Here is a 22,022-nt window from a genome sequence, read left to right on the forward strand (position 1 = left end):
GTCAGCCCTCCTCCGCCGCGCGGGCGACGAGCTTGGTCCAGGCGGTCACGACGTGCTCGCCGGCCTCGTCGTGGACCTCGCCCCGGACGTCCACGATGTCGTTGCCCGCCATGGACTTGATCGCCTCGATGGTGGAGGTCACGGTGAGCCGGTCACCGGCCCGCACCGGGCGCCGGTAGGCGAACTTCTGGTCGCCGTGCACCACCCGGCTGTAGTCGAGACCGAGCTGCGGGTCCCGGACGACCTGGCCCGCGGCCTTGAACGTGATGGAGAACACGAAGGTCGGCGGGGCGATCACGTCGGGATGCCCGAGCGCCTTGGCGGCCTCCGGGTCGGTGTAGGCCGGGTTGGTGTCCCCCACGGCCTCCGCGAACTCACGGATCTTCTCCCGGCCGACCTCATAGGGATCGGTGGGCGGGTAGGTCCGCCCCACGAAGGACTGGTCGAGCGCCATCGGCTCGGCACCTCCTGCTGCTTGCTCTGCGTCGCTCTACTGACCGGTACTGGTCGCTCAACGACGCGAGGCCGCCCCCGATCACTCGGGGACGGCCTCGCGTACGAGCCTGAATTATCGCGTTTCGCGGTGCGCGGTGTGCGCGTTGCAACGCGGGCAGTGCTTCTTCATCTCCAGTCGATCCGGGTTGTTACGCCGGTTCTTCTTGGTGATGTAGTTCCGCTCCTTGCACTCCACGCAGGCCAGCGTGATCTTCGGGCGGACGTCGGTGGCAGCCACGTGAGTGCTCCTTGACGAACGGATGGGACATATATACGCAAGAAAGAGTAGCCGATCGAAGGACCGACCCCACAATCGGCTACTGTCAGTAGCGGTGACCGGACTTGAACCGGTGACACAGCGATTATGAGCCGCTTGCTCTACCGACTGAGCTACACCGCTTTGATGGGATCAGGTCCCGCCTCGCGACGGGAACCTCACCCACCAGAGCCCCAATACGGAATCGAACCGTAGACCTTCTCCTTACCATGGAGACGCTCTACCGACTGAGCTATTGGGGCGAGCGATGAAGACATTACACGGTCCGCAGCCGTTCACCCAAATCCGTTTGCCCGACCCCGCCGGCCCCCGTTCCGCCCAGGCGGCGCACCGCTCCTGAGCCCCTCCGGCCCACCGGACCACACCGGTACGACTATTGCGCTCCTCCCCGACAGCGCCGGACGGCAGCCCTAGGCTCGACTCACTCTGCGTGATCTTGCCCGAGCCCCCGGGCAGCGAGCCCCCCACTCTCTGCCGAGCCCCTGGAGCGCGATGCCCGACAGCCAGCCGCAGCCGCCCCCGCCGTCCGGGACGTCGGCTTCCCCGGACGGGCAGCCGGACCCCGGCACCCTCCTGCTGTGCGGCGCCCGCCTCACGGACGGCCGGACCGTGGACGTACGGCTGGGCCGCGGGCGCATCGAGGCGGTCGGCACCGCCGGCAGCCTGACGGCCGGCCCCGCTCCCGCCCCCGGCACCCGCGTGGACCTCGGCGGGTACCTCCTGCTGCCCGCCCCCGCCGAACCCCACGCCCACGCCGACACCGCCCTCTCCGCGGACACCGAAGGACCCGTCTCGTACGCCCCCGAGGACGTCCAGCGCCGGGCCACCGAGGCCGCCCTGCTGCAACTCGGCCACGGGGCGACGGCGTCCCGCGCGCACGTGCGCGTCGGCGACGTCCAGGGGCTCGGCTCGCTGGCGGCCGTCCTCCAGGCCCGGCGCTCGCTGCGCGGGCTGGCCGAGGTGACGACGGTGGCGATGCCCCGGCTGCTGACCGGGGCGGCGGGCGCGGACGGGCTCGCGATGCTGCGGGACGCCCTGAAGATGGGCGCCTCGGTGGTGGGCGGCTGCCCGGACCTCGACCCCGACCCGACCGGCTACGTGGAGGCCGTCCTGGAGGTCGCCTCCGAACACGGCTGCCCCGTCGACCTGCACACCGACGCCGCCGACCCGGCCCGTCTGGCCCGCCTGGCCGCGATGGCCGGCGGACTGCGCCCCGGCGTCACCCTCGGCCCGTGCGCCGCCCTCGCCCGCCTCCCCGCCGAGTCCGCGGCCCGCACCGCCGACCAACTCGCCGCGGCGGGCGTGACGGTGGTGTGCCTCCCGCAGGGCGGCTGCGGCGCCACCGACCGCCGCGACACGCCTCCGGTACGGCTGCTGCGCGCGGCCGGCGTCCGGGTCGCGGCCGGCAGCGGCACCCTCCGGGACGTCTCCAACCCGGTCGGCCGGGGCGACCCGCTGGAGGCGGCGTACCTCCTGGCCTCCCGCCACGGCCTGCGCCCCGAGGAGGCGTACGACGCCGTCAGCACGTCCGCGCGGGCGGCCCTGGGACTGCCCGAGGTGCGGGTGGAGGCGGGCTTCCCCGCCGACCTGCTGGCCGTCCGCGGCGACCGCCTGGCGGGCGCGCTGTCGCTGGCGTACAGCCGGATCGTGATCCACCGGGGGCGGGTGGTGGCCCGCACCAGCGCGGTGCGCGAGTACTGCGACTCGGCGGCGGCGGAGGAGCTGGGACTGCCACGACAGGGGCGGAGCACGTCGCCGTAGGCCGGGATCCGGCGTCCGCGGGACACGGCGTCCGCGGGACACGGCGTCCGTCGGGATCCGGCGTCCGCGGGACACGGCGTCCGGCACCGGTGACGCGCCGTACGGCCCGGCCGGGCGTACCGTCGAAGGCATGCGCATTGTCATCGCCGGAGGTCATGGTCAGATCGCGCTGCGGCTGGAGCGTCTGCTCACCGCACGCGGAGTCGAGGTCGCGGGCATCGTCCGCAAGGCCGAGCAGAGCGACGACCTGCGGGCCGTCGGCGCCGAACCGGTCGTGCTGGACCTGGAGTCGGCGTCGGAGCCGGAGGTCGCGGACGTCCTGCGGGGCGCGGACGCGGCGGTGTTCGCCGCGGGCGCCGGCCCGGGCAGCGGAACGTCCCGCAAGGAGAGCGTCGACAAGGGCGCGGCGGTCCTGTTCGCGGACGCGGCGGTCCGCGCGGGCGTACGCCGCTTCCTCGTCGTGTCCTCCTACGGTGCCGACCCCGACCGCCGGGGCGACGAGGTCTTCGACGTCTACCTGCGCGCCAAGGGTGAGGCCGACGCGCACGTCCAGGGGCTGGACGGTCTCGACTGGACGATTCTGCGCCCCGGTTCCCTCACGGACGACCCGGGCAAGGGCCTCGTCCGGCTGGAGGCGCAGACCGGGCGCGGGTCGATCCCGCGCGACGACGTGGCCGCCGTCCTCGCGGAACTGCTGGACACCCCGGCGACGGCCGGCCTGACCCTGGAGCTGGTCTCCGGGTCGACGCCGGTACCGGTGGCGGTGAGGTCGGTCGCGGGCAACTGAGCGCGCCGCCGGGCGCGTTCAGAACAAGGGCAGCTGACCGGGAATGTCGGACACCACGTACCCGTCCAACGATGGCTGGACGGCACCCAGTTGTGCCGCGCTGCGCGAGCCGGGGCAGGACGTCAGCCGGCCGTTCTCGCGCGCGCCGGGCGGGTCGTGCCGGGCGAACCGTCCGGCGACGACGGCGATCTCCCGACGGCACTCGGGGCAGGTTCTGCGACGGCTGGACATGCGCTCAGTCTGCCCCAGTGCGCCACGCGAGTACCGCACGGCAACGCACGCCCCGTTCGCCGCGCGCGACCGGCGTCCTCTCCCTAGCATCGCTACATATGGCACATACCTTCGAGGAACTCGTGGCGAAACAGCGAGCGGCCGACGAGGCGCACGCGAGGGTCCTGCACCTGCGGGACACCTACGGCGCACCCACGGCGGCCCCTTGGTCCCAGGCCCAGACCGACACCTACGAGACCGCCTGGCGCGCCTGGCGCGACCTCGCCCGCGACGCCCAGGCCGCGCTCACGGAGTACGCCAAGGACGAGAGCAGACCTCGTAACGACGTCGAGGAGGACGTGCGGAAAGCGACCAGGGCACGGGAACGGGAGGAGGCGTCGGGACCGGCAGCGGGGCCGCCGTCCGGGCCCGCAGCGGGGTAGGCAAGCGGAGCCGCCGTCCAGGCCCGCAGCGGGGGTGGCATCGGGGCCGTCGTCCATGCTCGGCCCATCGGTGGAATCGCTGTCCGGCGACCGATGAGCCGGGCGCCGTCCCCTACCGCCCGTCCGGACTGGAGAAAGCGGCCGGAAACGAAGCAGACCCCCTCCGCCCTGCGTTTCCGCAGTTCGGAGGGGGTCTTACTCAGCGTGGCGGCGCCAGGATTCGAACCTGGGAAGGCTGAGCCGGCAGATTTACAGCGGGCTCCATCTACCCTCTGCGACCAGCGAGTTCCCTGGCAGCTAGCGCCGCCGGGGGACGCCTGGGGGAACAGAAGGGTCAACGATCTCCAGCTACGAGAGCAGGAAATTGACAGCGCAGTTGATGCGCCGCGCCAGGTCACTATGCGTGTATGGCGCACTTACTTGAAGAGCGGAGACGCTCTTCCCCAGGCCGTACTGGACCCGTCGATGGTGAGCACCGACGCCTTGGAAGACCATCGGGACCATCTTGAGCATGCGAACATCGGTCCACCCAGGTGTGACGAACCAGTCGCCCGCTATCGGGAAGAAGCGGTCGAAGGCCTCGAGCGCCGTAGGGATCTCATCGGCTGGGATGCCGGAGTACGTGGACATCCACTCGAACTCCTCGTCCTTCCTATCTTCGAGGTAGAACCCTCCCCATCCCCAGAGAAACTGCTGCCAGAAGGTCGCGTAGCGTCGGAAGTTGGGCTGCTCCCGCAGCCAGTCCATGCCGATCTGGAACGATGCCGGAAGCGTGTGATACATCAGCCCTCGGAAGAAGAACCACTTCCCATCTTCCGACACTGGTTCTGGTGGCCCGTCCGGGTTCGCGAGTGCGTAGTCCACTGCAGCCTTGAGGATTGCGAGCCGGGCACGCTGCTCGAAGTACATACAGGCTTGCAGCTCCGGGTACTCGCCCTCTCGCAGGGCGGCCTGGTAACTCGAACTCTGAATCGTCGGCGTGTGGGGGTCGAAGGTTCCTCCATCGAGCTCAAGCGCGTAACCAAGCGTCAGCTTCGGGTGTTCCCTGTATGCCTCGTACAGCATCGCCAGAGACTCCTCTGGAGTCCTAGCGAAGAATGTGCCATTGTTGATCTGACGGTAGTAGGTCTTCGCTGACCGGGCGCCCTGAGCCCCAGCCTTGGCCCGGGCGAGGATGGTCTTGAAGAATTTGCGCTCGACCCCGTACGAGTGCCGCCACAGGTCAATGAGCTTAGGTTCCACAAAGGATCCAAAACCCTTGTTCTCGAAGTGTTGCGGAGCAGTGGTGAAGTCCTCAAAGCAGACAACGTCCAGGCCGAGCGGCTCCATACGGCCGGGCGCAGTCTCGCGGTCATCCCACTTCGTAACGAAAAAGGCCCCACGCTGAAGCTCAAGGTACTTCATCCAGCCGACTACCTTGAATAGGTCGGTGTACCCCCAGTTCCCGCCCTTTACCTCAATGAGCCGCTGCACCGTCTCCTCGGGCCCATAGTCGGTAGTGAAAATGTCGAGCTCAAGCACATCCGCTGGGTCGGACTCCACGATCTGCTTTTCCACGAAATGACCTGAGGCCTGAAATAGCGCCGCAATATAGTCCTCAAGTTCGTCACCCGCCTTGGGGATTTCCTGCAGCGTTACGACCTTTCCAGCCATCAGCAGCCTCCTTCAATGCAGCAGCGAATCAACCACCTACACGGACGGCGCGTCTTGGCCATGATGGCTGCACAACCTCTGCCGTCGCCCTTGTCAGCCTCTCGTCTTTAGTGGGCTGTGACCCTACCCCGGCGCATCGTGACCTCATGCACTTTCAGGTCATGGAAAGCCAGCGGCCGGGTAACGGCTCCGGAGGTCATAGCTGGACCGGCGAACCTGCCAGCAAGGGGGATGTCGCGCCCTGGCGAGGACGCCCTGTCCACCAATGGTCCACGCGCCTGTCAAGGCAGAGCCACTGCATGATCCGTCGAAGGCTAGACGACCCTTTTCACATCACGCCACGCCAATCACCCAAAAGAGCACAAATAGGTAATGTGGGGCGTATATGCAACCTGGCCTCATCAGGCTGCATAGGGTGCCATCATGCGATCATGAGCGTTCAGGACGACCAGCGCGAGAACCAGATGATCGACCGGTTCAACCTTGAGGTACCGGAGGACCGGAAGAGGTCAGACATCGATGCCTATCTGACCATTGACGGCCAGACAGTGGCTTTTGAGCTTAAGTCGGCCACGAGTAAGGGCGTATCGACTGTGCGCGATCTCGGGCCCAATCACTTTGCCAAGTGGAAGAACATCCACTGGATTTTCGGCGTATACAACCGAACTGGCACTCGCCTCCTGCACAGCTACTATGCGTCACCGGATGACATGGCTCCTTGGATTTCCAGCAAGGAAAGGTACGTTCGTCCGGACGTCGAGCTGGCTGAGCACGCCATGCGCGGTATTTCCGTCGACTCAGTGACCAACCTCTTCGGTGAGAAAGATTTCTACACCAAAGAAGAGGCCAAATTGATTATGAAGAATCAGTGGACAGCAGCACAATATGTGGAAGCTGCGGATCTGTCAGTAGGTAGGGAGCTGCGTTACTCACTGGATCGCATGGTCGAAATAATGCGATCGCGCTCCTACTACGTCATGTCTCGTGGCGCCACACTCAACAACCCGCACATCCCACTGTCCTATATCGAGAAGCTTCCGAGAATCACGACAGAGCCAGCAATCACCTTGCGTAATCTTGTGCGCGCCTACTTGGAGAGCACGTCGAGCACGGATGAGGCCACAGCGTAAGCAAGTGGCGGTGGCACGGCGTTGCCGATCTGGCCTAGGGCCATGTATGTGGCCCCAACAAAGGGCCAATCTTCAGGGAAGCCCTGGATCAGCGCAACATCAGGAACCGACAGGCGAAAGTGGCCATTCTTGGCCACGAAGGCTCGTGCGGAAGCACGATCGGCAGCGACCCCGTTAGGCCAAATCTGCAGGCTTTCAAACTTGCGTTGCGCTGCCACGCTATTAAGGATCGAGGTAGTGTGGCGCGGTCCAGTCAAGCTGCTGCGAATGGTCGGGGAGAGGTCGTCAACGCCGATATCCGGGAGGCCCAGGGCTTCCCGGAGGCCCATGCATCGCTCACCTCCCGTGATAGATGCATCCCCCCAGTAGTGGGTGGGTTGGGGAGCCTTCCACGCATTAGCCATCTTCTTCGTCCGGAAGCCGATGAAGAATACTCTTCGCCTGACCTGCGGAACTCCAAAGTCGCTCGCCTGCAGAATGATCTTCTGAATGTGATAGCTGCCCGACAATGGCGCCATAATGCTCGTAGAGACGTACTCTGAAAACTTAGGGCTGGCAAGCGCCGGAACGTTCTCCCCGATAAACGCCGCAGGGCGAATCTCCTTCACGGCCCTGACGAACTGCGGCCACATGTCTCGCTCGTCCAAGTGACCCTTTTGGCGTCCAGCGTTGGAGAACGGTTGACAGGGCGGTCCACCATGGAGCAGGTCCACCTCACCGCGCCACTGCTTGAAGTTGGCTCGCCGTACGTCGCCGTCTGTCTCGCCGCTGAAGACAGCCCAATCACTTCGTGCCTTCCGAAGCGTGTCACCGGCTTCGGACATGATCTCGAAAGACGCCGTATGGCTGAAGCCAGCGCGCTCGACTCCAAGATCGAGCCCCCCGCCGCCGCTGAACAAGGAAAGTGCGGATAGCCCCTTCCCGTCCCGCTCCGGCATGAGGTCTAGGGGGTGAAATTTCGGAATGTTGATTTCATGGAGAGGAGCTGGGCCTTCGCCGGCGAGCGCTGAACGTCGGGCCTCTCGGGACTCCCGCGACATCTGTCGGAACTTCTCCCGCTGGGCCTCCGTCAGATCACGAGGCTGGTGAAAAGGGGAGGTGCTGCGGATCCTGCTCGGCACGATTGGCCCCTCAGCCACCTCGGACTCGATAGAGGTGTCAAAGAGGCTGTGCTGCTGGATGGGGCGCTCGGGCATGCCGTGCATCCTACGAGACGCAAGAGCATTTGTCAGCTGTGTGCTGCGACGGGCGTCTGACCTGCTCATATACCCTCCTGGGTGCTTCCCCGTACCGTTCCTGGCCACAAGATGGCCGCGAAGGGTTAGGCGCCACGTCACCAGCGGCAGTAAGCCAGAGTCACCGCCCATCCACCTCGCGAGACGGTTGGATGCACACGCAGCGCGCCTGTATTCGTAGCCGCGTCATCGACGGTTCCGGGACATCAGAGAGCAAGTCGAGACCACGCCTAAAACCGGTCCCCCTGCGCCGTTTCTTGCCGTCGCGACGCCTCCGCGACGGTGGCGAGTCGTGGGAGTCTTGGGGTGACGCCGGGCGAGCGGAGAGGGAGAGCGAGTGTCACAGCAGGCCAACCCTCGGGGGACCTTCCTGAAGATTGCCGACTCAGTGAAGAGGCGGATCGAGGACGACCCGTCCATGACGGAGCTTCCGTCTCTGGCTGAGGTGATGAGCGACCACAAGGTCTCGCGCGGGGTCGCCCTCCGTGCGTTCGGCGTGCTGCGTCAGGAAGGCATGGCCGAACCGGTGCCGGGCGAGCGGTGGCGTGTCGTGCGCGCTGGCGCGCGTATCGACCGACGCCCGCTCGATCAGCGGATCGCAGACGTCATCACGACTGAGGAACTCCAAGTGGGGGAAGCGTTCCCGAGCGCTTCAGCCCTGGCCGAACGGTTCGGGGTGTCACGTCCCACCGTGACCAAGGCGCTGGAGAAGTTGGAAGCCGCCGGCGTGCTGGCGGGGGGAGGACAGGGCAGAGTGCGGACGGTCCGCGCCCTGCCGGCGCGAGAGGAGCGTTCCTAGCTTGCCGACGTTGACGGAGTGGGCGTATCCCCTGGCTGAGTCACTGCTTTCCGAGCCGCTGCCGCGGCGCTGGAAGCACTGCCTTGGGGTCGCTGAGAGAGCCCGTACGATCGCGCTCATTCTCGACCAGGACGCGGACCTATTGGAGGCCGCGGCGGTGCTGCACGACATCGGCTATGCGCCGGACCTGGCCAAGACAGGCTTTCACCCGCTGGACGGTGCGCGTTACCTCAGGGACGTGGCCGGCGCCGATGAACGAGTGATCAACCTGGTCGCTCACCACTCCTGCTCGTGGCTTGAGGCAGAAGCCCGCGGGCTGCACGCAGAACTGACGGGTGAGTTCCCCCGTGAGAGCGAGCGTCTGAATGACGCGCTCTGCTACTGCGACATGAACACGACCCCGGACGGCACGCCGACCAATCCCGTCGACCGAATCAACGAGATCACCGGCCGCTACGGGCCAGACAGCCTGATCGGCAAGTTCATCCGCCGGGCCGAGCCGGAGATCCTCGCCTGCACATGCCGTGTTCTCGAGCGAGTCGCCACCGCGAAGCGTCAGCCGATGTAGGGCGCCGTCCGCGTGCGGTCCATGGCGTGCTCGATCCGCAGCCGCATCGTGGGGTGTACGTCCAACGCCTTCAGGTCCGCTGGGTCGACCCAGCGGACCTGAGTCGTCTCGTCACTCGTGCGCAGTTCGCCACCGACCGGCCGCGCGCGGAAACAGATACTGAACTGCTGCCGGACCTCCCCGTCGTCGTACTGCATGACGTGCCCGGGGTCGGTGTAAAGCCCTGACACGTCGACCACTTCCGCCCAGATGCCGGTCTCTTCCCAGACTTCCCGCACGACGGTGTCACTGATGGATTCACCCACATCGTGACCGCCACCGGGAAGTGCCCAGCGCCCGTTATCGGACCGCTGGATCATCAGCACTTGCCCAACATCGTTCTGCACGAACGCAACGACTGACGGCACGACGGAGTTGGCCGGCGGTGCGTCGGGGTCGTGCAGGTAGTCAGTACGGCCCATGTCAGGCTCCCGTGATGCTCGCTACGTCCTGGTCAGTGATTGGTCTGGCGCGCTCCCAAGTGTGGTCGATGCTCTGCGCGTACGTGTCGAAGAGGCTCCCACCCGGGAGTCGTCGCAAGTGCAGGACGGGAGCCATGTACGCGCCGATCCCGTAGACATGCGGGTTGACGAGCATCTCGTCATCGGCCCGATAGATGGAGTTGTAGAGCGTCGATTCGTGCAGCCGGAAGCCGATGCCGGGGTGACTCCGCATGAGGGGCCGGTACAGCACGAGAGCGTTGCGGATCTTGCCGTCCATGATCTGGTGTCCCTCGTCGATGCCGCGCTGTCGGACGGCCGCGCATCCGGGATCACCGAGCAGAATCCGCACCTGCGCCCCCGCTTCCACCTTCGCTCTCAACAGGTCGTGGAACAGAGGGTCTTCAGAGAGGAACAGCCCAGAGTAGACAAGCACGTCCAGGTTTCGATCAGCGCGCTTGTACAGCTCTCGCCACAGCCCGGTCGGCACCGTGTGCCGGTGCGGGTAGACGGTCGCAATCTCGGCTTTTGTCAGGTCCGCCGCGCTGTCAACGGTTCGGCCGTCCTCCCACAGCGAGGTCACGTCGACCTTGAGCGCTGCCGCCGTCGCGTACTGGTGGCGCCGGTACGGCACCTTGCCCTGAGTGATCCAGCGTTCCACCGTCTTGGGGTTCACCTGGATCACTTCAGCCAGGTTCTGCACGGTCATGCCGCGGGCCAGGAGAGCGGAACGTAAACGCTCGTTCGACATCTGCACCCCCTGAGGGACTTCTAGGGACTTCTCGACCGTAGCCAGAAGTCCCGTAGCTGTCCACGGATGGGGTGACCAACTCCCCTGAGCTGGGGGGATTCTGAGAACGCGTCAAGACGTCCCGGCGAAGAACCAAGTGATTCCGACGGCACGCTTGACAGCTCACCATGCAGTACCTGTAAAACAGGTACTGCAAAGAGCGTCCGGAGGAAAGCCCCCTGCGGGTGAGTACGAAGCGAGCGCGTGCTGGTTGAGAACTCAACAGAGTGACGAGTTGGCGGGGTGAAAGTCCCGCCCCCGCAACGGCCCGGGTGACGGCCGTCGGCGGCCCCTTAGCGGTAGGAGAACCAGTCCTGCCCCGCGTGTCAGCACTGGAGAACAGCCCCGGGGATCATCCCTCCATCGCTGGAGGTCAACCCCGAGGTTGCCACCTGGTACGCGCCGCCCTGCTGGCGTCAGAGCAGCGACGATGACGCGCCCGATTTCCCGGCTCGGGACCGGTGCCCCGTGGCAACGGAGCACCGGTGAAAGCCGTGTCCCTGCGATCAGTTGGGGGTCGGTGTGAACCGACGAATACCAAGGCGCCGCCGCAACGGACCGGCCGGCGGCGCCCGCACAGCAAGCCCGGTCCGTCCTCGGTCTCGCAGCGCTGGCGCTGCGGCCGGCTGCCTCTCCCGCCCGTCCGTTCCCGCGCTGCGTGAGGACGTACGGACGGGAGCGCGGGGAGCCGGATCATCCGACTTCAACGGCGAGCGGCTCCCGGGTGGCACCCCGGGAGCCGCATTCGGGCCGTTCCACCTGCTAGGGAGACCACGACCCATGAACCACATCGTGACTGTTCAGGACGCTGTTACCGCGTTCGCCGACTTCATGGAACCGACGGCCGCGGAGCTGGACGCGATCGAGCTGGAGATGCCCGTGATCCTCGCGGACGTCGACCTGATCGACGCGCAGATCGCCACGCTGGACCGCACGCCGAGCGAGCTGGACGCCCGCCGCGTTCGCCGGGCCCGCCGTCGGGCGCTGGCCGCGCGGCGGGACCTGGCCAACCAGGGCGGCACCGACGAGCCGGTGGTGGCGTGATGGCGCGGGAGTTCACGGCGCAGATGTCCGTATACAAGGGGCGCTGGCGCCTGTACGTGGTCCTGATGAACACCACCGCCCGGTGGCCGGAGTACAGCTTTGACCGGGCCGCTCCGGTGCCGACGCTCTTGGAGCGCGTGAACGCGCTCAGCGTGCTCGGCTTCGAACCGGTGCCGGGCTCTGAGTGGCGGTGGACCGAGGACTTCGAGGGCCCCGACGACCCGGCCTCTGCGGTGATGCTGATCGCCGCCGTTCAGGTGCGTTCATGGACGGGGGCGGACGCGTGAACGGCGACCCGATCCGTTCGGCAGAACGCGCGCTGTCGGTCGGCACCTGGCTGATCGTGGCCGGCGCGATGCTGTACTCGATCCTGACCGTCACCCCGCTCGCCGCGGCGCACACCCCGCCCGAGTGGGACTGGACGGCCCCGATCCTGCCCCTGGTCGTGGACGCGGCCGTGGTCATCGTGGTCCGCCTCGATGCCGTTCTGGCCCGCCTGGGTGGGCACGGCGGGCGGTGGCCGGTGGTCCTGCGGTGGATGACCGGGGGCATGACGCTGGCCCTGAATGTCGCCGATTCCGCGCTGGCCGGGGACCTGGTGGGCGTGGCCGTGCATGCGGTCGCGCCGCTGCTGCTGATCGTCACCGCGGAGACCGGCCTGGCCTACCGCCGCGCCATCACCGCCGCCGTCACCGCGCGGGAAGCCCAGCAACGGGCCGAGCGCGAGGCAGCCGAGCAGGCGGCGCGGGAGCGGGCCGAAGCCGCCCACCGGCAGGCCCGCGAGGAGCGCGAGCACGCCGCCGCATTGGCGCGTGAACAGCGTGAACACGAAGCCGCCCTCGTCCGCGAACAGGCCGAGCGGGAGGAACGGGCCCGCCGTGAGGAGCGCGAGCGCGAAGAGGCCCGGGAACGGGCCGAGCGAGAAGAGCGCGCCCGCCGTGAACGCGAGCGTGAACAACGCGAGCGCGAGCGTGAACACGCCGAGCGCGAAGCGGCCGAGCGACGCGAACGCGAGCGCCGGGAGCGCGTGGAGCGTGAACGCCGTGAACGGGCCGAGCGGGAGGAGCGGGCCGAGCGTGAACGCGCCGCCCTGCTGGCCGCTGGCCCGGCCGTCGAGAAGTTCCCCGAGGACCGGGCCCGCCAGACAGTGCGGGCCGCGTTCGACGCCGGCCTGCCGGTGCGCGCCGCTGCCGAGTTGTGCGGCTGGTCGGTGGGGTGGGTCTCCGCCCGCTACGCCGAGCACCGCGGCGCGGACGCTGGCGGTGCGGAACTGGCGATCGTGAGCCGCTGATGGCCACCCTCCCCACCTACCCCTGGCGGCTTGCGCCGCAGGGGTTGGCCACCCGCCGTCAACTGCGGGCGATGAACCTGCGGCCGGGCGGTCAGGACGTGGCCGCGCAGATCGAGCGCCCGCGCCGTCGCCGCCCGCCGCTGGTCGCCTACCTCTACCGCGTCGACAACGCGAAGCCGGTCCGGCCGATGACCCCGGCCCGATGGGCGGCCCTGGCCAAGGCCAACGCCGCCCGCCGCAGGTGCCCGCAGTGCCGCCGGAATGCCGGCTACGTCATCCCCGCGGAGCTGGGCACGTGCGTGCCCTGCGCCTACCCCGACGACGAACAGCGCGCCGCCTGAAACCCCACATCAGCAGGCCCGGCCGACAACCTCCTACAGCCCCGGCCGGGCCCTACTCCCCAAGAGGAGTGCAAGCAGCATGACGGAAGTCAGCATCGAACCGGTAGCCGTTCCGGCACCGCCGGACACCCCGCCCCCGCAGGCACCCCCCGCCCCGGCCCCGGCCGTCGCGGAGGTGGACCACACGCCCGGTGGCTGGCCGGTCGTTCCGCTCGCCCTGTCGGGCACGAACACGACCGTGGGCATGGTTGCCGCCGCCTCCCTGGCCGGCGGTCCGATCGCCGCGGTCGTCGCCGCGACCGGCGCCGTCGTCCTCGGGGTGGCCGCCGCCACCCGCAGCCGCAAGCCGAACCCGCGCCGCGAGGCACGGCGGTCCGCCGCCCGCGCGGCCGGCCGGGCCGCGGCGGCCCGTGCCGCCGGGACGAGCGGCAACCGCGCTACTGGACACCGCGGGGCCCGCTCCGGGACCGGCGGGTCGGGCAGGGTGCCCGGTCAGCACCGCCGCGGCTCCACTGCCCGCCACACCGGCCCGGCCACCAGCACGACGGGCCGAACCGGCACCGGCGGGCAGTCGGGCCGCGCGTCGCAGGGCCGGGCCGGACAACGCTCCGGGTTCGGAAAGGCCGCGAGCCGGGCCGGGCAGGTGAAGGCGCTGCGGGCCGCGCAGCAGGCCGCGGGCGGCTCGCGGGCCGAGCGCCGGGCCCAGACCACCGCGGCCCGCCACGCCGTCGCGGACGCCCGCCGCAACTCCCACACCCCCGGCAGCAAGCACCGGTCGGGCGGCAAGGGCAGTCCGGTCGGGCGCCTGCTGGGCGGTACCGGGCGCAAGGTGCGCAACCTGCGGGATGCGGCCGTGGCCAAGCAGCGGGCGCAGCGGGACGCCGCGGCCGGCCGACAGGTGGACGCGAAGCGGAACGTGCTGCGCAAGGCGCCCGCCCGCAAGGCCGCCCGTCAGGCATTGCGCCGGTCGGCGGCCCGCTTCCACCGGCGCCGCCTGCTGGCCGCGCTGCTCGCCCTCCCGCTCGGCCTGCTGGGGTTCCTGACCAGTCCGATCGGGCGCAAGTTCAACCTGCCCTGGCTCGTCCACCCCGGCCGCCGCCTCTACCGCCGCCTCACCGGGGCCGCCGCCGAGGAGCGGGCGGCGCGGGACGAGACGATCCGCGCGCAGCAGCGCGACGCGGAGGCCGCGGCTGCCACCGATGGCGCCGAGGGCATCGCCGATCAGGTCGAGCGGCCTGCCGCCAGCACCCCCGCACCCATCCCGAGCACGTCCGGCATTGAGGGAGGACCGTCTGTGTCCGGTTTCAAGTTCGAGGAGCACGCCACCGACATGCAGGCCGCCGCGCTGCTGTACGAGCCGGACGGCTGCATGGAGATCCTCGCCATGGTCGAAGGCCTGCCCGAGGCGCTGCGCATGATCGCGCACGTCATGCAGATCCTCGCCGAGCGCTCCGACTCCGAGTTCCCGCTGGAGAAGGAAGTCGCGGGCGGCTTCAACGACATCCACGAGCTGCTGCGCAAGGCCGCCGAGGGCGCCGAGGAACTCCCCGCCGTCTTCCGTCGCGTCCACGCCCAAGACATCGCCCGCCACGAGGACCCCCGCAACGGCCACCAGGCAGAGAAGGGCTGGAACGTCTGAGATGAGCAGCACCGCCACGAAGCACACCAGCAGTGGCCCGGTGCTGGACTGGAGCGCCGGTCACGGACCCGTGACCGGCGCCCTGTCCGCCACCACCGGAGCCTTCGCCCTCGCCACCACCGGCGCCGCCACCGCCATGCCGCCCGGCTGGGCCCTGGCCGCCGGCGCCGCCGGCGCGATCGGCCACACCGTCGCCGGACTCCGCATCCGCAACGCCGGCCGCACCCTGGCCACCCGCGCCGCCTCCTGGCTCATCGGCGCCGGCTGGACGACGTGGGCCATGACGCACGGCCCGCTCACCTGGGCCGCCCTCGGGTCGCTGGCCACGATCGGCATCGGCATCGGCGCCGCCGCCCGCTCCACCGCCCTCTTCGAGGAAGCACGCGAGGAAGAAGCCCTTGCGGCCGAGCAGCGGCAGATCGCCGCGGAGCTGTCCGCGGAGCGCCGGGCGATCGCCGCGGAATGGGTGGAGCGCATTCAGCGGATCTGCGGCATCACCGTGCGGGTGCTGGGGGTGGAGCAGTGGCCGACCGGGGCCGGCTACTCCCTCGACCTCGAACCGGCCGGCGGGATCACCTACGACCGCATCGCGCAGGACTCCGCCCGCCTGTCCGCGGATGCCCGGCTGCCGCACGGCTGCACCGCGGTCGCCTCCCCTGGCATCCACCAGGGCCGCGTCATCGTCGACGTGACCACCGTCAACGTGCTGATGGAGGAACGCACCTACCCCACCGACTACGCCCCCCTGTCCCTGCTGTCGGGCATTCCGTGGGGGTACCGGACCAACGCGGAGAACGTCCTGACCTACCTGCGCGAGCAGTGCGCACTGGTGGTCGGTCCGACCGGGTCGGGCAAGACCAACATGGTGCACACGATCCTGGCCGGGTTCGCCCGCGCCGAGGACGTGCTGACGTGGGTGATCGACCTCAACGCCGGATCGGCCGGTCTGCCGTGGGTGCTGCCCGCGCTCAACGGTCAGTTGACGCGGGAGGACGGCAAGCCGGTCCGGCCGGGTATCGACTGGCTCGCCGGCACCTACGACGAAGCCGTCCTCATGCTGGACGCGGCGGTGAAGGTGGCCAAGCAGCGCAAGATGGCCTACCAGGACCTGCTCGCGCAGGCGAACACCGATCTGCTGCCGGTCAGCCGACAGATTCCGCAGATCATGCTGGTCATCGACGAGGGCGCCGAGATCCTGGCTTCCTCGGACCGGGCGATGCGCAAGCTGGCGGAGAAGATCCTGGAGGTCATCCGGATCGCCCGCGCCATGGGGGTGCGCACCGTGCTGACCGCCCTGGGGGCGACCGGGGCGGTGCTGGGCAACCTGATGATCCGCCGGGAGGCCAAGGTGCGCGTCGCCCTGACCGGCGGTGAGACCGAGGGCATGGACCTGGGGAAGATGTTCCCCGGCACTCGCGGCCTGCGCGTCGACCAGGCCCCCTACAAGGGCGCCGGATTCATGGGGACCCCCGAATCCCCGGCCGCCCTGTTCAAGGCGTGGCGGATCCTGCCCAACCAGATCCGCGACATCATCGCCGCCACCTCCGACCGCCACCCCCACCTCGACACCGTGTCCGCCACAGCCGCGGGCCCGGAGTACGCGCGGCGCTGGGACGCAGGGCGCACCGCGTGGATGCGCGACCACACCACCGCCGCCACCGGCCCGCGCCCCGACGCGGGGCCGCGGCCGGCCGGGGGCGGACTGAACCTGTCCGCCCTGCGCGAGCAGGCGCCGGTGTCGGAGGAAGAGGAGTTGGCGCGCCGCTTCCGCGAGCAGATCGACGCCCAGTTCGGCACCGCCCCCGACCCCGACGCTCGCCCCGCGGCGCCGCCGGCCCGGCCGGGCGGGCTGAACCTGTCGGCCCTGCGGGGCGAGCAGGACAACCCCGCGCAGCGCGCCGCGCTCAACGTCCTCATCGCCGCCGGGCCGGACGGGACGGGAGCATCCGCCATCGCCCGCGCCCTCGCCGACGACTACGGCACCACCCGACAGACGGTCGTCGGATGGCTCAAGGCCTGGGTGGACGACGGCACCGCCGTACGCGTCGGGGAAGGCACCAAGACCCGCTACGTCCACCGCCACCACTCCGACGGACAACCCCCGCAGGACTGATCGCTTGTCGCCTGTCAGCCCGCCCCAGGCAAGAGCCACTCTCCGGCCCGCAGAGGACCAGAAACGGCTTGTGACCTGGGAGGCGACAAGCGACAAGACAAGACAAGCGACAAGCCGCACGACAAGGAAGACGACAAGCAACGCGACAAGCCGACCCCCACCCGCACGGGCCCGCACCGACCTTCGGCGCAGGCCCGCGGCTCACCCCGAGGGAGCCCCAAATGGACCACCACCGCACCCCGCCCGGCACCATCGCCCCGCACATCCCCGCCGACGCCTACCGTCGTGCGCAGGCCACCGGACAGCCCGTCGTGGTCGTCGTCCACGACACCACCACGGCCGGTATTCCGTGGCGGCGCCTGCTCATCCCGTTCGCCATCGCCGGCGCTACCGTCGCCGGCGGCTGGGGACTGGTCGCCGCCCTCTGTGCCCTGCTCGACACCGTTGCCCACACCGCCACCGTCATCGTCGGCGCCGCCGGGCCCATCGGCATCGGCGGCATCACGTTGAAACTCGCCCGCAGCAAAGGCGCCTAGCTACGCCAAGGGCGGCCCCCTCGTCTCGCCAAAGTCGCGGGGCCGCCCTTGCCCAACCCGTCCTCATCAGACCTGTTGGAGGCATCCAGCATGACCCATCGCCCCGCCGCGCCGCTGGAGGGCGGCAACATCAGCCTGTGCACCGGATCCGGTGCGCTGGACCTGGCCGTGGAGGCCGTCACCGGCCTGCCTACGGTCGTGGTCGCCGAGAAGGACCCGGCCGCGTCCCGGCTGCTGGCCGCCCGCATGCCCCACGCCCGCAACGTCGGCGACGTCACGGCGGTCGACTGGGCGGCCCTGTCCGCCTCACTGCCCCGCCCAGCGGCACTGTCCGCCGGCTTCCCTTGCCAGGACATCTCCAACGCCGGACCTCGGGGAGGGATCGCCGGTGACCGCTCCGGACTGTGGAAAACCGTTGCCCACGCCATTCGCCATCTTCGACCCCGACTCGTGTTCCTGGAGAACGTCGCCGCCATCCGCAGCCGGGGACTCGACGTCGTCGCCGCCGACCTGGCCGCGATCGGGTATGACGCGCGGTGGATGTGCCTACGCGCTGGAGACCCCGAAGTCGGAGCCTGCCACCGCCGCGACCGCTGGTTCGCCGTCGCGTATCCCGCTGCTGAAGACCCCCACCTCACAGCTCGGCAGGAACGGCGGACCCCAGCACCCGGACAAGCGCAAAGCCGGGGGGCACGGGCCCACGCTGGAGGACGAAGTGGTTTTCTTGCTGCCCCCAACGGACTCCTGACGCTGCTGCCCACCCCGGCCGCCGCCGACGGGACCGGCGGCCCCGGCATCTCCCCCAAACGGCGGGGCGGGATGAACCTGCGCACCGCCGTCACCCTGCTGCCCACCCCTGCGGCCCGCGACTGGAAGTCCGGCGCCTCCAACCTGATCGGCGTCAACTCCCGCCCGCTGAACGAGGTGGTGGTCAACCTGCTGCCCACCCCGAAAGCCTCGGACGGACCGCACGGCGGGCCTAACCAGCGCGACACGGCCGGGAACTACTACCTGCCCGGCCCGGCCGTCCGCCTGGACGGCCGGTGGGTGGCCACCAACGGCACCGACTACGGCCCCGCCATCCGCCGCTGGGAGACGGTCCTGGGACGGCCCGCACCCGAGCCGACCGAACCGGGCGCCAAGGGCAACCGTCGCCTGTCACCGGCGTTCGTGGAATGGATGATGGGCGCCGATCCCGGCTGGGTGACCAGCCCGGACCTGGGTCTGTCCCGCTCCGACCAGCTCAAGATCCTCGGCAACGGCGTGGTCATCCACCAGGCCGCACTCGCCTACCGGACCCTGCTCGCCACCCTCGCACCTCAGGCGGCGGACCCCGCTCCGGCCCAGCTCGCTCTCGACATCGCCTGACCACGCCAAGGGCGGCCCCCTCGTCTCGCCAAAGTCGCGGGGCCGCCCTTGCCCAACCCGTCCTCATCAGACCTGTTGGAGGTATCCAGCATGACCCATGACGCCCGTTCCGCGCTGCTGCGCGCCGCGCTGGACGCCGCCGAACGCGGCTGGCACGTCTTCCCCTTACGGCCCGGCACCAAGCGGCCCGCCCTGCACGGCGAGACCACGTGTCCCGGCACCGGGCCCTGCGCGAGCGGCCATGCGAAGTGGGAGGACCGCGCCACCTGCGCCCCGGACCGCATCCGCGCCACCTGGTCGCACGGCGCGTACAACGTCGGTATCGCCACCGGCCCCTCCCGCCTGCTGGTCGTCGACCTGGACGTGCCCAAGGACAAGGGCAGTGCGGACGCGCCTTGCGGCGCGACAACCTTTGCAGCGCTCTGCGAGCGCGCCGGCCACGCCGTCCCGGCCACCTACCGGGTGCGGACCGCGAGCGGCGGAGTCCACCTGTACTTCACCGCCCCGCCCGGCATCCGGCTGGGCAACACCGCGGGCACCGTCGCCCCGCTGGTCGACACCCGCGGCTGGGGTGGCTACGTCGTCGCCGCCGGCAGCACCACCCCCACCGGCCCCTACACCGCCGCCGACGACGTCCCGGCGACCCCGCTGCCGGAATGGCTGCTGGCGCTGCTGCAACCGGCCCCCGCCGCCCGGCCGGTGGCCCCGCTACGGCTGCCCGCGGTCGACGGCAACCGGGCGGCCCTAGCCGCGCTGGAGGCCGAATGCGCGGTCGTCGCCGGGGCGTCGGAGCATCAGCGCAACATCACGCTGAACCGGTCCGCGTTCAAGGTGGGGCGCTTCGTCGCCTGGGGCGACCTCCCCCGGCACGTGGCCGAGGATGCCTTCCAAGGGGCGGGAGAGGCCGCGGGACTCACCGCTGCCGAGTGCCGCGCCACCATCCGCAGCGCCCTGGACAGCTCCATCCGCAAAGCCCGCCCCCGGGACGCGGCATGAGCACCCCACCCCGCTCCCCCTTGGAAGGCCAGACCCCCGCCGCGACCGGCCCGCACCCCGCCCAACCGGCCGTGCACCCGGCGGCCGTGGGCGAGCCGGAAGGCGCCGCCCGTCAGGGCGTCCTTTCAGTCCTTCCCCGTTCGAAGCGGTTCCCGGCCGGCGCCGCACGCCGCCGCAGCGAGAACCCGACGCCGGAGCGGCCCGGTATCCGCATCTACGCCCCGCCCCTCTACCGCGACCACGACGACGGGGCCCGCTGGTCCAAGCGGCCCGGCGGGACCCCCACCGCCGCCTACGCCTGCTCCTGCGGGCTGACCGGCACCGCCACCGGCCTGCCCAAGGTGGCCGGGCTGGCCGCCGAGTACGACGCCCACAAAGCCGCCTGCACCGGGGCGCCTGCCCCGCTCACCGAAGGGAGGACCGCCGCATGAGCACCACCAACGCCATCGACGGCGCCGCGCTGCTCGACGAGGTCGAAGCCTTCCACCGCCGCTTCAACGTCTTCCCCACCGAGCACGCCTACACCGCGGTTGCTCTGTGGGACGCGCACGCCCACCTCATCGACGCGCTCGACGGCACCGCCCGCATCGCCTTCCTGAGCCCCGAACCGGGGTCGGGGAAGTCCCGGGCTCTGGAGATCATCGAGACACTCACGCCGCGCGCGGCAACCACCGTCAACGCCTCCGCCAACGCCCTGTTCCGGCTGGTCGCTGCCGATGCGGGAACGCCGACGCTGCTGTTCGACGAGATCGACACCGTCTTCGGCCCCAAAGCCGGCGGGAACGAGGAGGTCCGCGGCTTCCTGAACTCCGGCTACCGGCGCGGCGCGAAGTCCCTGCGCTGCGTCGGAGAGGGCTCCGACCAGAAGGCAGGCTGGTTCGACTCGTTCTGCGCGGTCGCCATGGCCGGACTCGGCTCGCTGCCGGACACGATCCTGACCCGCTCGGTCATCATCCGCATGCGCAAGAAGGCACCCAACGAGACGTGCGAGCCCTACCGGCGCCGCGTCCACGAGAAGCAGGGACACGTCCTGCGGGACCGGCTCGCGGAGTGGACCGCCACCATTCACGACGAGATCGCCAACGCGTGGCCGGAGATGCCCGAGGGCGTCACCGACCGGCCGGCCGACGTGTGGGAGCCGCTGCTGGCGGTGGCGGACGCGGCCGGCGGGCACTGGCCCGAGCGGGCCCGCGCCGCCTGCGTCGCACTCATCAAGGCCGCATCCCAGGGCGATGAGGCATCGCTGGGGGTGCGTCTGCTGACGGACCTGCGCGACAAGGTGTTCTGCGGCGCCGACCGCATGCCGACCGCCGCCATCCTCGAAGTCCTCCTGGCACTCGATGACGCCCCGTGGGCCGACATGAGCGACGACGGGCAGAGCATCAAGCCGCTCACCGCGCGCGGCCTGTCCAAGCTCCTGAGCCAGTACGTGCGCCCCGACAACACCCCCATCAAGCCCCGCGGCATCCGGGTCGGCAGCGGCACCCCGAAGGGCTACTACGCGGAAGACCTCAGCGACGCCTGGACCCGCTACTGCCCCCCGCACCCCGAGAAGTCCGCAACATCCGCCACATCCGCAACACCGCAGGTCAACGGGGGTGAATCTGTGGCGGATACCCCTTCCGAGAGCCGCCACATGCTCGCGGAAACCGACACACGCCCACTCCGTATCGCCGGCTGACCGGCCCTGTCCGAAGGTCCCGCCGCGCGGCCCCGCGTGGCGGGACCTATCCGCAACAGAAACGGCATCCGCCACAGATCCAAGCCGCTGACCAGCAATGTTGCGGCGTGGCGGATGTTGCGGATTCCCCAGAAGGCCAAACCGAGGAGTCGCAACGATGGCTCGCCCCAAGATGCTCAAGCTCCCCGAAGTCCTCGAAGAGATCGACATGAGCCGCGCCGCCTTCTACCGGCTGCGCGCCCGGGGGAAGGCTCCGAAGCTCATCAAGCTCCCCAACGGACAGCTCCGTTGCCGCCGCGCCGATCTCGACGCGTGGTGGTCCTCCATGGAAGACGCTGCCGCCTGACCACCTCCCACACGCGAGACACGAGGGGCCCGCTTTCGGC

The 22,022-nt window shown here is 69.7% G+C and carries 25 protein-coding genes and 2 tRNA genes; 18 read left to right on the plus strand and 9 right to left on the minus strand.

Annotated features, from left to right (window positions below):
• Position 1: 1 nt before the first annotated feature.
• From ACIP5W_RS20335 to ACIP5W_RS20350, 4 genes are all read right to left on the minus strand, one after another.
• A complete protein-coding gene (locus ACIP5W_RS20335) occupies positions 2-454 on the minus strand; it encodes a MaoC family dehydratase N-terminal domain-containing protein (protein ID WP_382794890.1) in 453 nt (150 codons plus the stop codon).
• Between the two features lie 114 nt (positions 455-568).
• A complete protein-coding gene (gene rpmG, locus ACIP5W_RS20340; RefSeq protein WP_003948671.1) occupies positions 569-733 on the minus strand; it encodes a 50S ribosomal protein L33 in 165 nt (54 codons plus the stop codon).
• A gap of 89 nt (positions 734-822) precedes the next feature.
• Positions 823-895 (minus strand) — tRNA-Met (locus tag ACIP5W_RS20345).
• A gap of 46 nt (positions 896-941) precedes the next feature.
• A tRNA-Thr gene (locus ACIP5W_RS20350) sits at positions 942-1,014 on the minus strand.
• 250 nt (positions 1,015-1,264) lie between these two features.
• Between ACIP5W_RS20350 and ACIP5W_RS20355 the strand changes: the two genes are divergently transcribed.
• Both ACIP5W_RS20355 and ACIP5W_RS20360 read left to right on the plus strand, forming a co-directional pair.
• Complete coding sequence (locus ACIP5W_RS20355) at positions 1,265-2,533, plus strand: amidohydrolase family protein (protein ID WP_401475104.1); 1,269 nt, start codon at positions 1,265-1,267, stop codon at positions 2,531-2,533.
• A 130-nt stretch (positions 2,534-2,663) separates the two neighbouring features.
• Complete coding sequence (locus ACIP5W_RS20360) at positions 2,664-3,320, plus strand: SDR family oxidoreductase (protein ID WP_401475107.1); 657 nt, start codon at positions 2,664-2,666, stop codon at positions 3,318-3,320.
• Between the two features lie 18 nt (positions 3,321-3,338).
• On the opposite strand, the gene ACIP5W_RS20365 is transcribed toward ACIP5W_RS20360, so the two are convergent.
• Complete coding sequence (locus ACIP5W_RS20365) at positions 3,339-3,551, minus strand: hypothetical protein (RefSeq protein ID WP_382795854.1); 213 nt, start codon at positions 3,549-3,551, stop codon at positions 3,339-3,341.
• A gap of 98 nt (positions 3,552-3,649) precedes the next feature.
• Here ACIP5W_RS20365 and ACIP5W_RS20370 point away from each other — a divergent pair, with 98 nt between their 5' ends.
• On the plus strand, positions 3,650-3,973 hold the full coding sequence (locus ACIP5W_RS20370; protein ID WP_401475112.1) for a hypothetical protein: 324 nt from the start codon (positions 3,650-3,652) through the stop codon (positions 3,971-3,973).
• A 348-nt stretch (positions 3,974-4,321) separates the two neighbouring features.
• Here ACIP5W_RS20370 and ACIP5W_RS20375 read toward each other — a convergent pair whose 3' ends face one another.
• A complete protein-coding gene (locus tag ACIP5W_RS20375; protein WP_401475115.1) occupies positions 4,322-5,626 on the minus strand; it encodes a hypothetical protein in 1,305 nt (434 codons plus the stop codon).
• Positions 5,627-6,057: 431 nt separating this feature from the next.
• Between ACIP5W_RS20375 and ACIP5W_RS20380 the strand changes: the two genes are divergently transcribed.
• A complete protein-coding gene (locus ACIP5W_RS20380; RefSeq protein WP_401475118.1) occupies positions 6,058-6,756 on the plus strand; it encodes a hypothetical protein in 699 nt (232 codons plus the stop codon).
• On the opposite strand, the gene ACIP5W_RS20385 is transcribed toward ACIP5W_RS20380, so the two are convergent.
• A complete protein-coding gene (locus tag ACIP5W_RS20385) occupies positions 6,714-7,952 on the minus strand; it encodes a DNA cytosine methyltransferase (RefSeq protein ID WP_401475121.1) in 1,239 nt (412 codons plus the stop codon). The two genes, ACIP5W_RS20380 and ACIP5W_RS20385, sit on opposite strands and share 43 nt — an antisense overlap.
• A 376-nt stretch (positions 7,953-8,328) precedes the next feature.
• Between ACIP5W_RS20385 and ACIP5W_RS20390 the strand changes: the two genes are divergently transcribed.
• Positions 8,329-8,790 carry a GntR family transcriptional regulator gene (locus ACIP5W_RS20390; protein ID WP_401475124.1) on the plus strand — a complete coding sequence of 154 codons (462 nt, stop codon included), beginning with the start codon at positions 8,329-8,331 and terminating at the stop codon, positions 8,788-8,790.
• Between the two features lies 1 nt (position 8,791).
• A complete protein-coding gene (locus ACIP5W_RS20395; protein ID WP_401475127.1) occupies positions 8,792-9,358 on the plus strand; it encodes an HD domain-containing protein in 567 nt (188 codons plus the stop codon).
• On the opposite strand, the gene ACIP5W_RS20400 is transcribed toward ACIP5W_RS20395, so the two are convergent.
• Both ACIP5W_RS20400 and ACIP5W_RS20405 read right to left on the minus strand, forming a co-directional pair.
• Positions 9,346-9,819: an NUDIX domain-containing protein gene (locus ACIP5W_RS20400; protein ID WP_401475130.1), complete on the minus strand. Its 474-nt coding sequence runs from the start codon at positions 9,817-9,819 to the stop codon at positions 9,346-9,348. The genes ACIP5W_RS20395 and ACIP5W_RS20400 overlap by 13 nt on opposite strands.
• A 1-nt stretch (position 9,820) precedes the next feature.
• A complete protein-coding gene (locus ACIP5W_RS20405; protein WP_401475133.1) occupies positions 9,821-10,588 on the minus strand; it encodes an XRE family transcriptional regulator in 768 nt (255 codons plus the stop codon).
• Positions 10,589-11,407: 819 nt separating this feature from the next.
• On the opposite strand from ACIP5W_RS20405, the gene ACIP5W_RS20410 reads away from it, so the two are divergent.
• The 12 genes from ACIP5W_RS20410 (at position 11,408) to ACIP5W_RS20465 (ending at position 21,982) form a co-directional block, all read left to right on the plus strand.
• Complete coding sequence (locus tag ACIP5W_RS20410) at positions 11,408-11,671, plus strand: DUF6284 family protein (RefSeq protein WP_401475136.1); 264 nt, start codon at positions 11,408-11,410, stop codon at positions 11,669-11,671.
• On the plus strand, positions 11,671-11,958 hold the full coding sequence (locus ACIP5W_RS20415; protein WP_401475139.1) for a DUF6303 family protein: 288 nt from the start codon (positions 11,671-11,673) through the stop codon (positions 11,956-11,958). Before ACIP5W_RS20410 ends, ACIP5W_RS20415 begins: the two co-directional genes overlap by 1 nt.
• The gene (locus tag ACIP5W_RS20420; RefSeq protein ID WP_401475552.1) at positions 11,955-12,962 is read left to right on the plus strand and encodes a DUF2637 domain-containing protein; all 1,008 of its coding nucleotides are present in this window, start codon (positions 11,955-11,957) and stop codon (positions 12,960-12,962) included. The genes ACIP5W_RS20415 and ACIP5W_RS20420 overlap by 4 nt, the downstream gene beginning before the upstream one ends.
• Complete coding sequence (locus ACIP5W_RS20425; RefSeq protein ID WP_401475142.1) at positions 12,962-13,303, plus strand: RRQRL motif-containing zinc-binding protein; 342 nt, start codon at positions 12,962-12,964, stop codon at positions 13,301-13,303. The genes ACIP5W_RS20420 and ACIP5W_RS20425 overlap by 1 nt, the downstream gene beginning before the upstream one ends.
• A 79-nt stretch (positions 13,304-13,382) precedes the next feature.
• Positions 13,383-14,942, plus strand: a complete 1,560-nt coding sequence (locus ACIP5W_RS20430) for a hypothetical protein (protein ID WP_401475145.1) — start codon at positions 13,383-13,385, stop codon at positions 14,940-14,942.
• Position 14,943: 1 nt separating this feature from the next.
• Positions 14,944-17,055: a hypothetical protein gene (locus ACIP5W_RS20435; protein WP_401475148.1), complete on the plus strand. Its 2,112-nt coding sequence runs from the start codon at positions 14,944-14,946 to the stop codon at positions 17,053-17,055.
• Between the two features lie 221 nt (positions 17,056-17,276).
• Positions 17,277-17,591, plus strand: coding sequence for a hypothetical protein (locus ACIP5W_RS20440; protein ID WP_401475151.1), 315 nt, complete (start codon positions 17,277-17,279; stop codon positions 17,589-17,591).
• A gap of 90 nt (positions 17,592-17,681) precedes the next feature.
• Complete coding sequence (locus ACIP5W_RS20445) at positions 17,682-18,959, plus strand: DNA cytosine methyltransferase (RefSeq protein WP_401475154.1); 1,278 nt, start codon at positions 17,682-17,684, stop codon at positions 18,957-18,959.
• Positions 18,960-19,049: 90 nt separating this feature from the next.
• On the plus strand, positions 19,050-19,955 hold the full coding sequence (locus ACIP5W_RS20450) for a bifunctional DNA primase/polymerase (protein ID WP_401475157.1): 906 nt from the start codon (positions 19,050-19,052) through the stop codon (positions 19,953-19,955).
• Entirely contained in the window at positions 19,952-20,386 is a 435-nt protein-coding gene (locus tag ACIP5W_RS20455; protein WP_401475160.1) for a hypothetical protein, read from the plus strand. Before ACIP5W_RS20450 ends, ACIP5W_RS20455 begins: the two co-directional genes overlap by 4 nt.
• A complete protein-coding gene (locus tag ACIP5W_RS20460; protein WP_401475163.1) occupies positions 20,383-21,636 on the plus strand; it encodes a DUF3631 domain-containing protein in 1,254 nt (417 codons plus the stop codon). The genes ACIP5W_RS20455 and ACIP5W_RS20460 overlap by 4 nt, the downstream gene beginning before the upstream one ends.
• Before the next feature lie 157 nt (positions 21,637-21,793).
• Positions 21,794-21,982 (plus strand): helix-turn-helix domain-containing protein, encoded by a 189-nt coding sequence (locus ACIP5W_RS20465; protein WP_366059640.1) that lies wholly within the window; start codon positions 21,794-21,796, stop codon positions 21,980-21,982.
• The last annotated feature ends 40 nt before the right edge of the window (positions 21,983-22,022 follow it).

Origin of the sequence: Streptomyces sp. NPDC088766, assembly GCF_044750845.1 — a bacterium.
Taxonomy (GTDB): Bacteria; Actinomycetota; Actinomycetes; order Streptomycetales; family Streptomycetaceae; genus Streptomyces.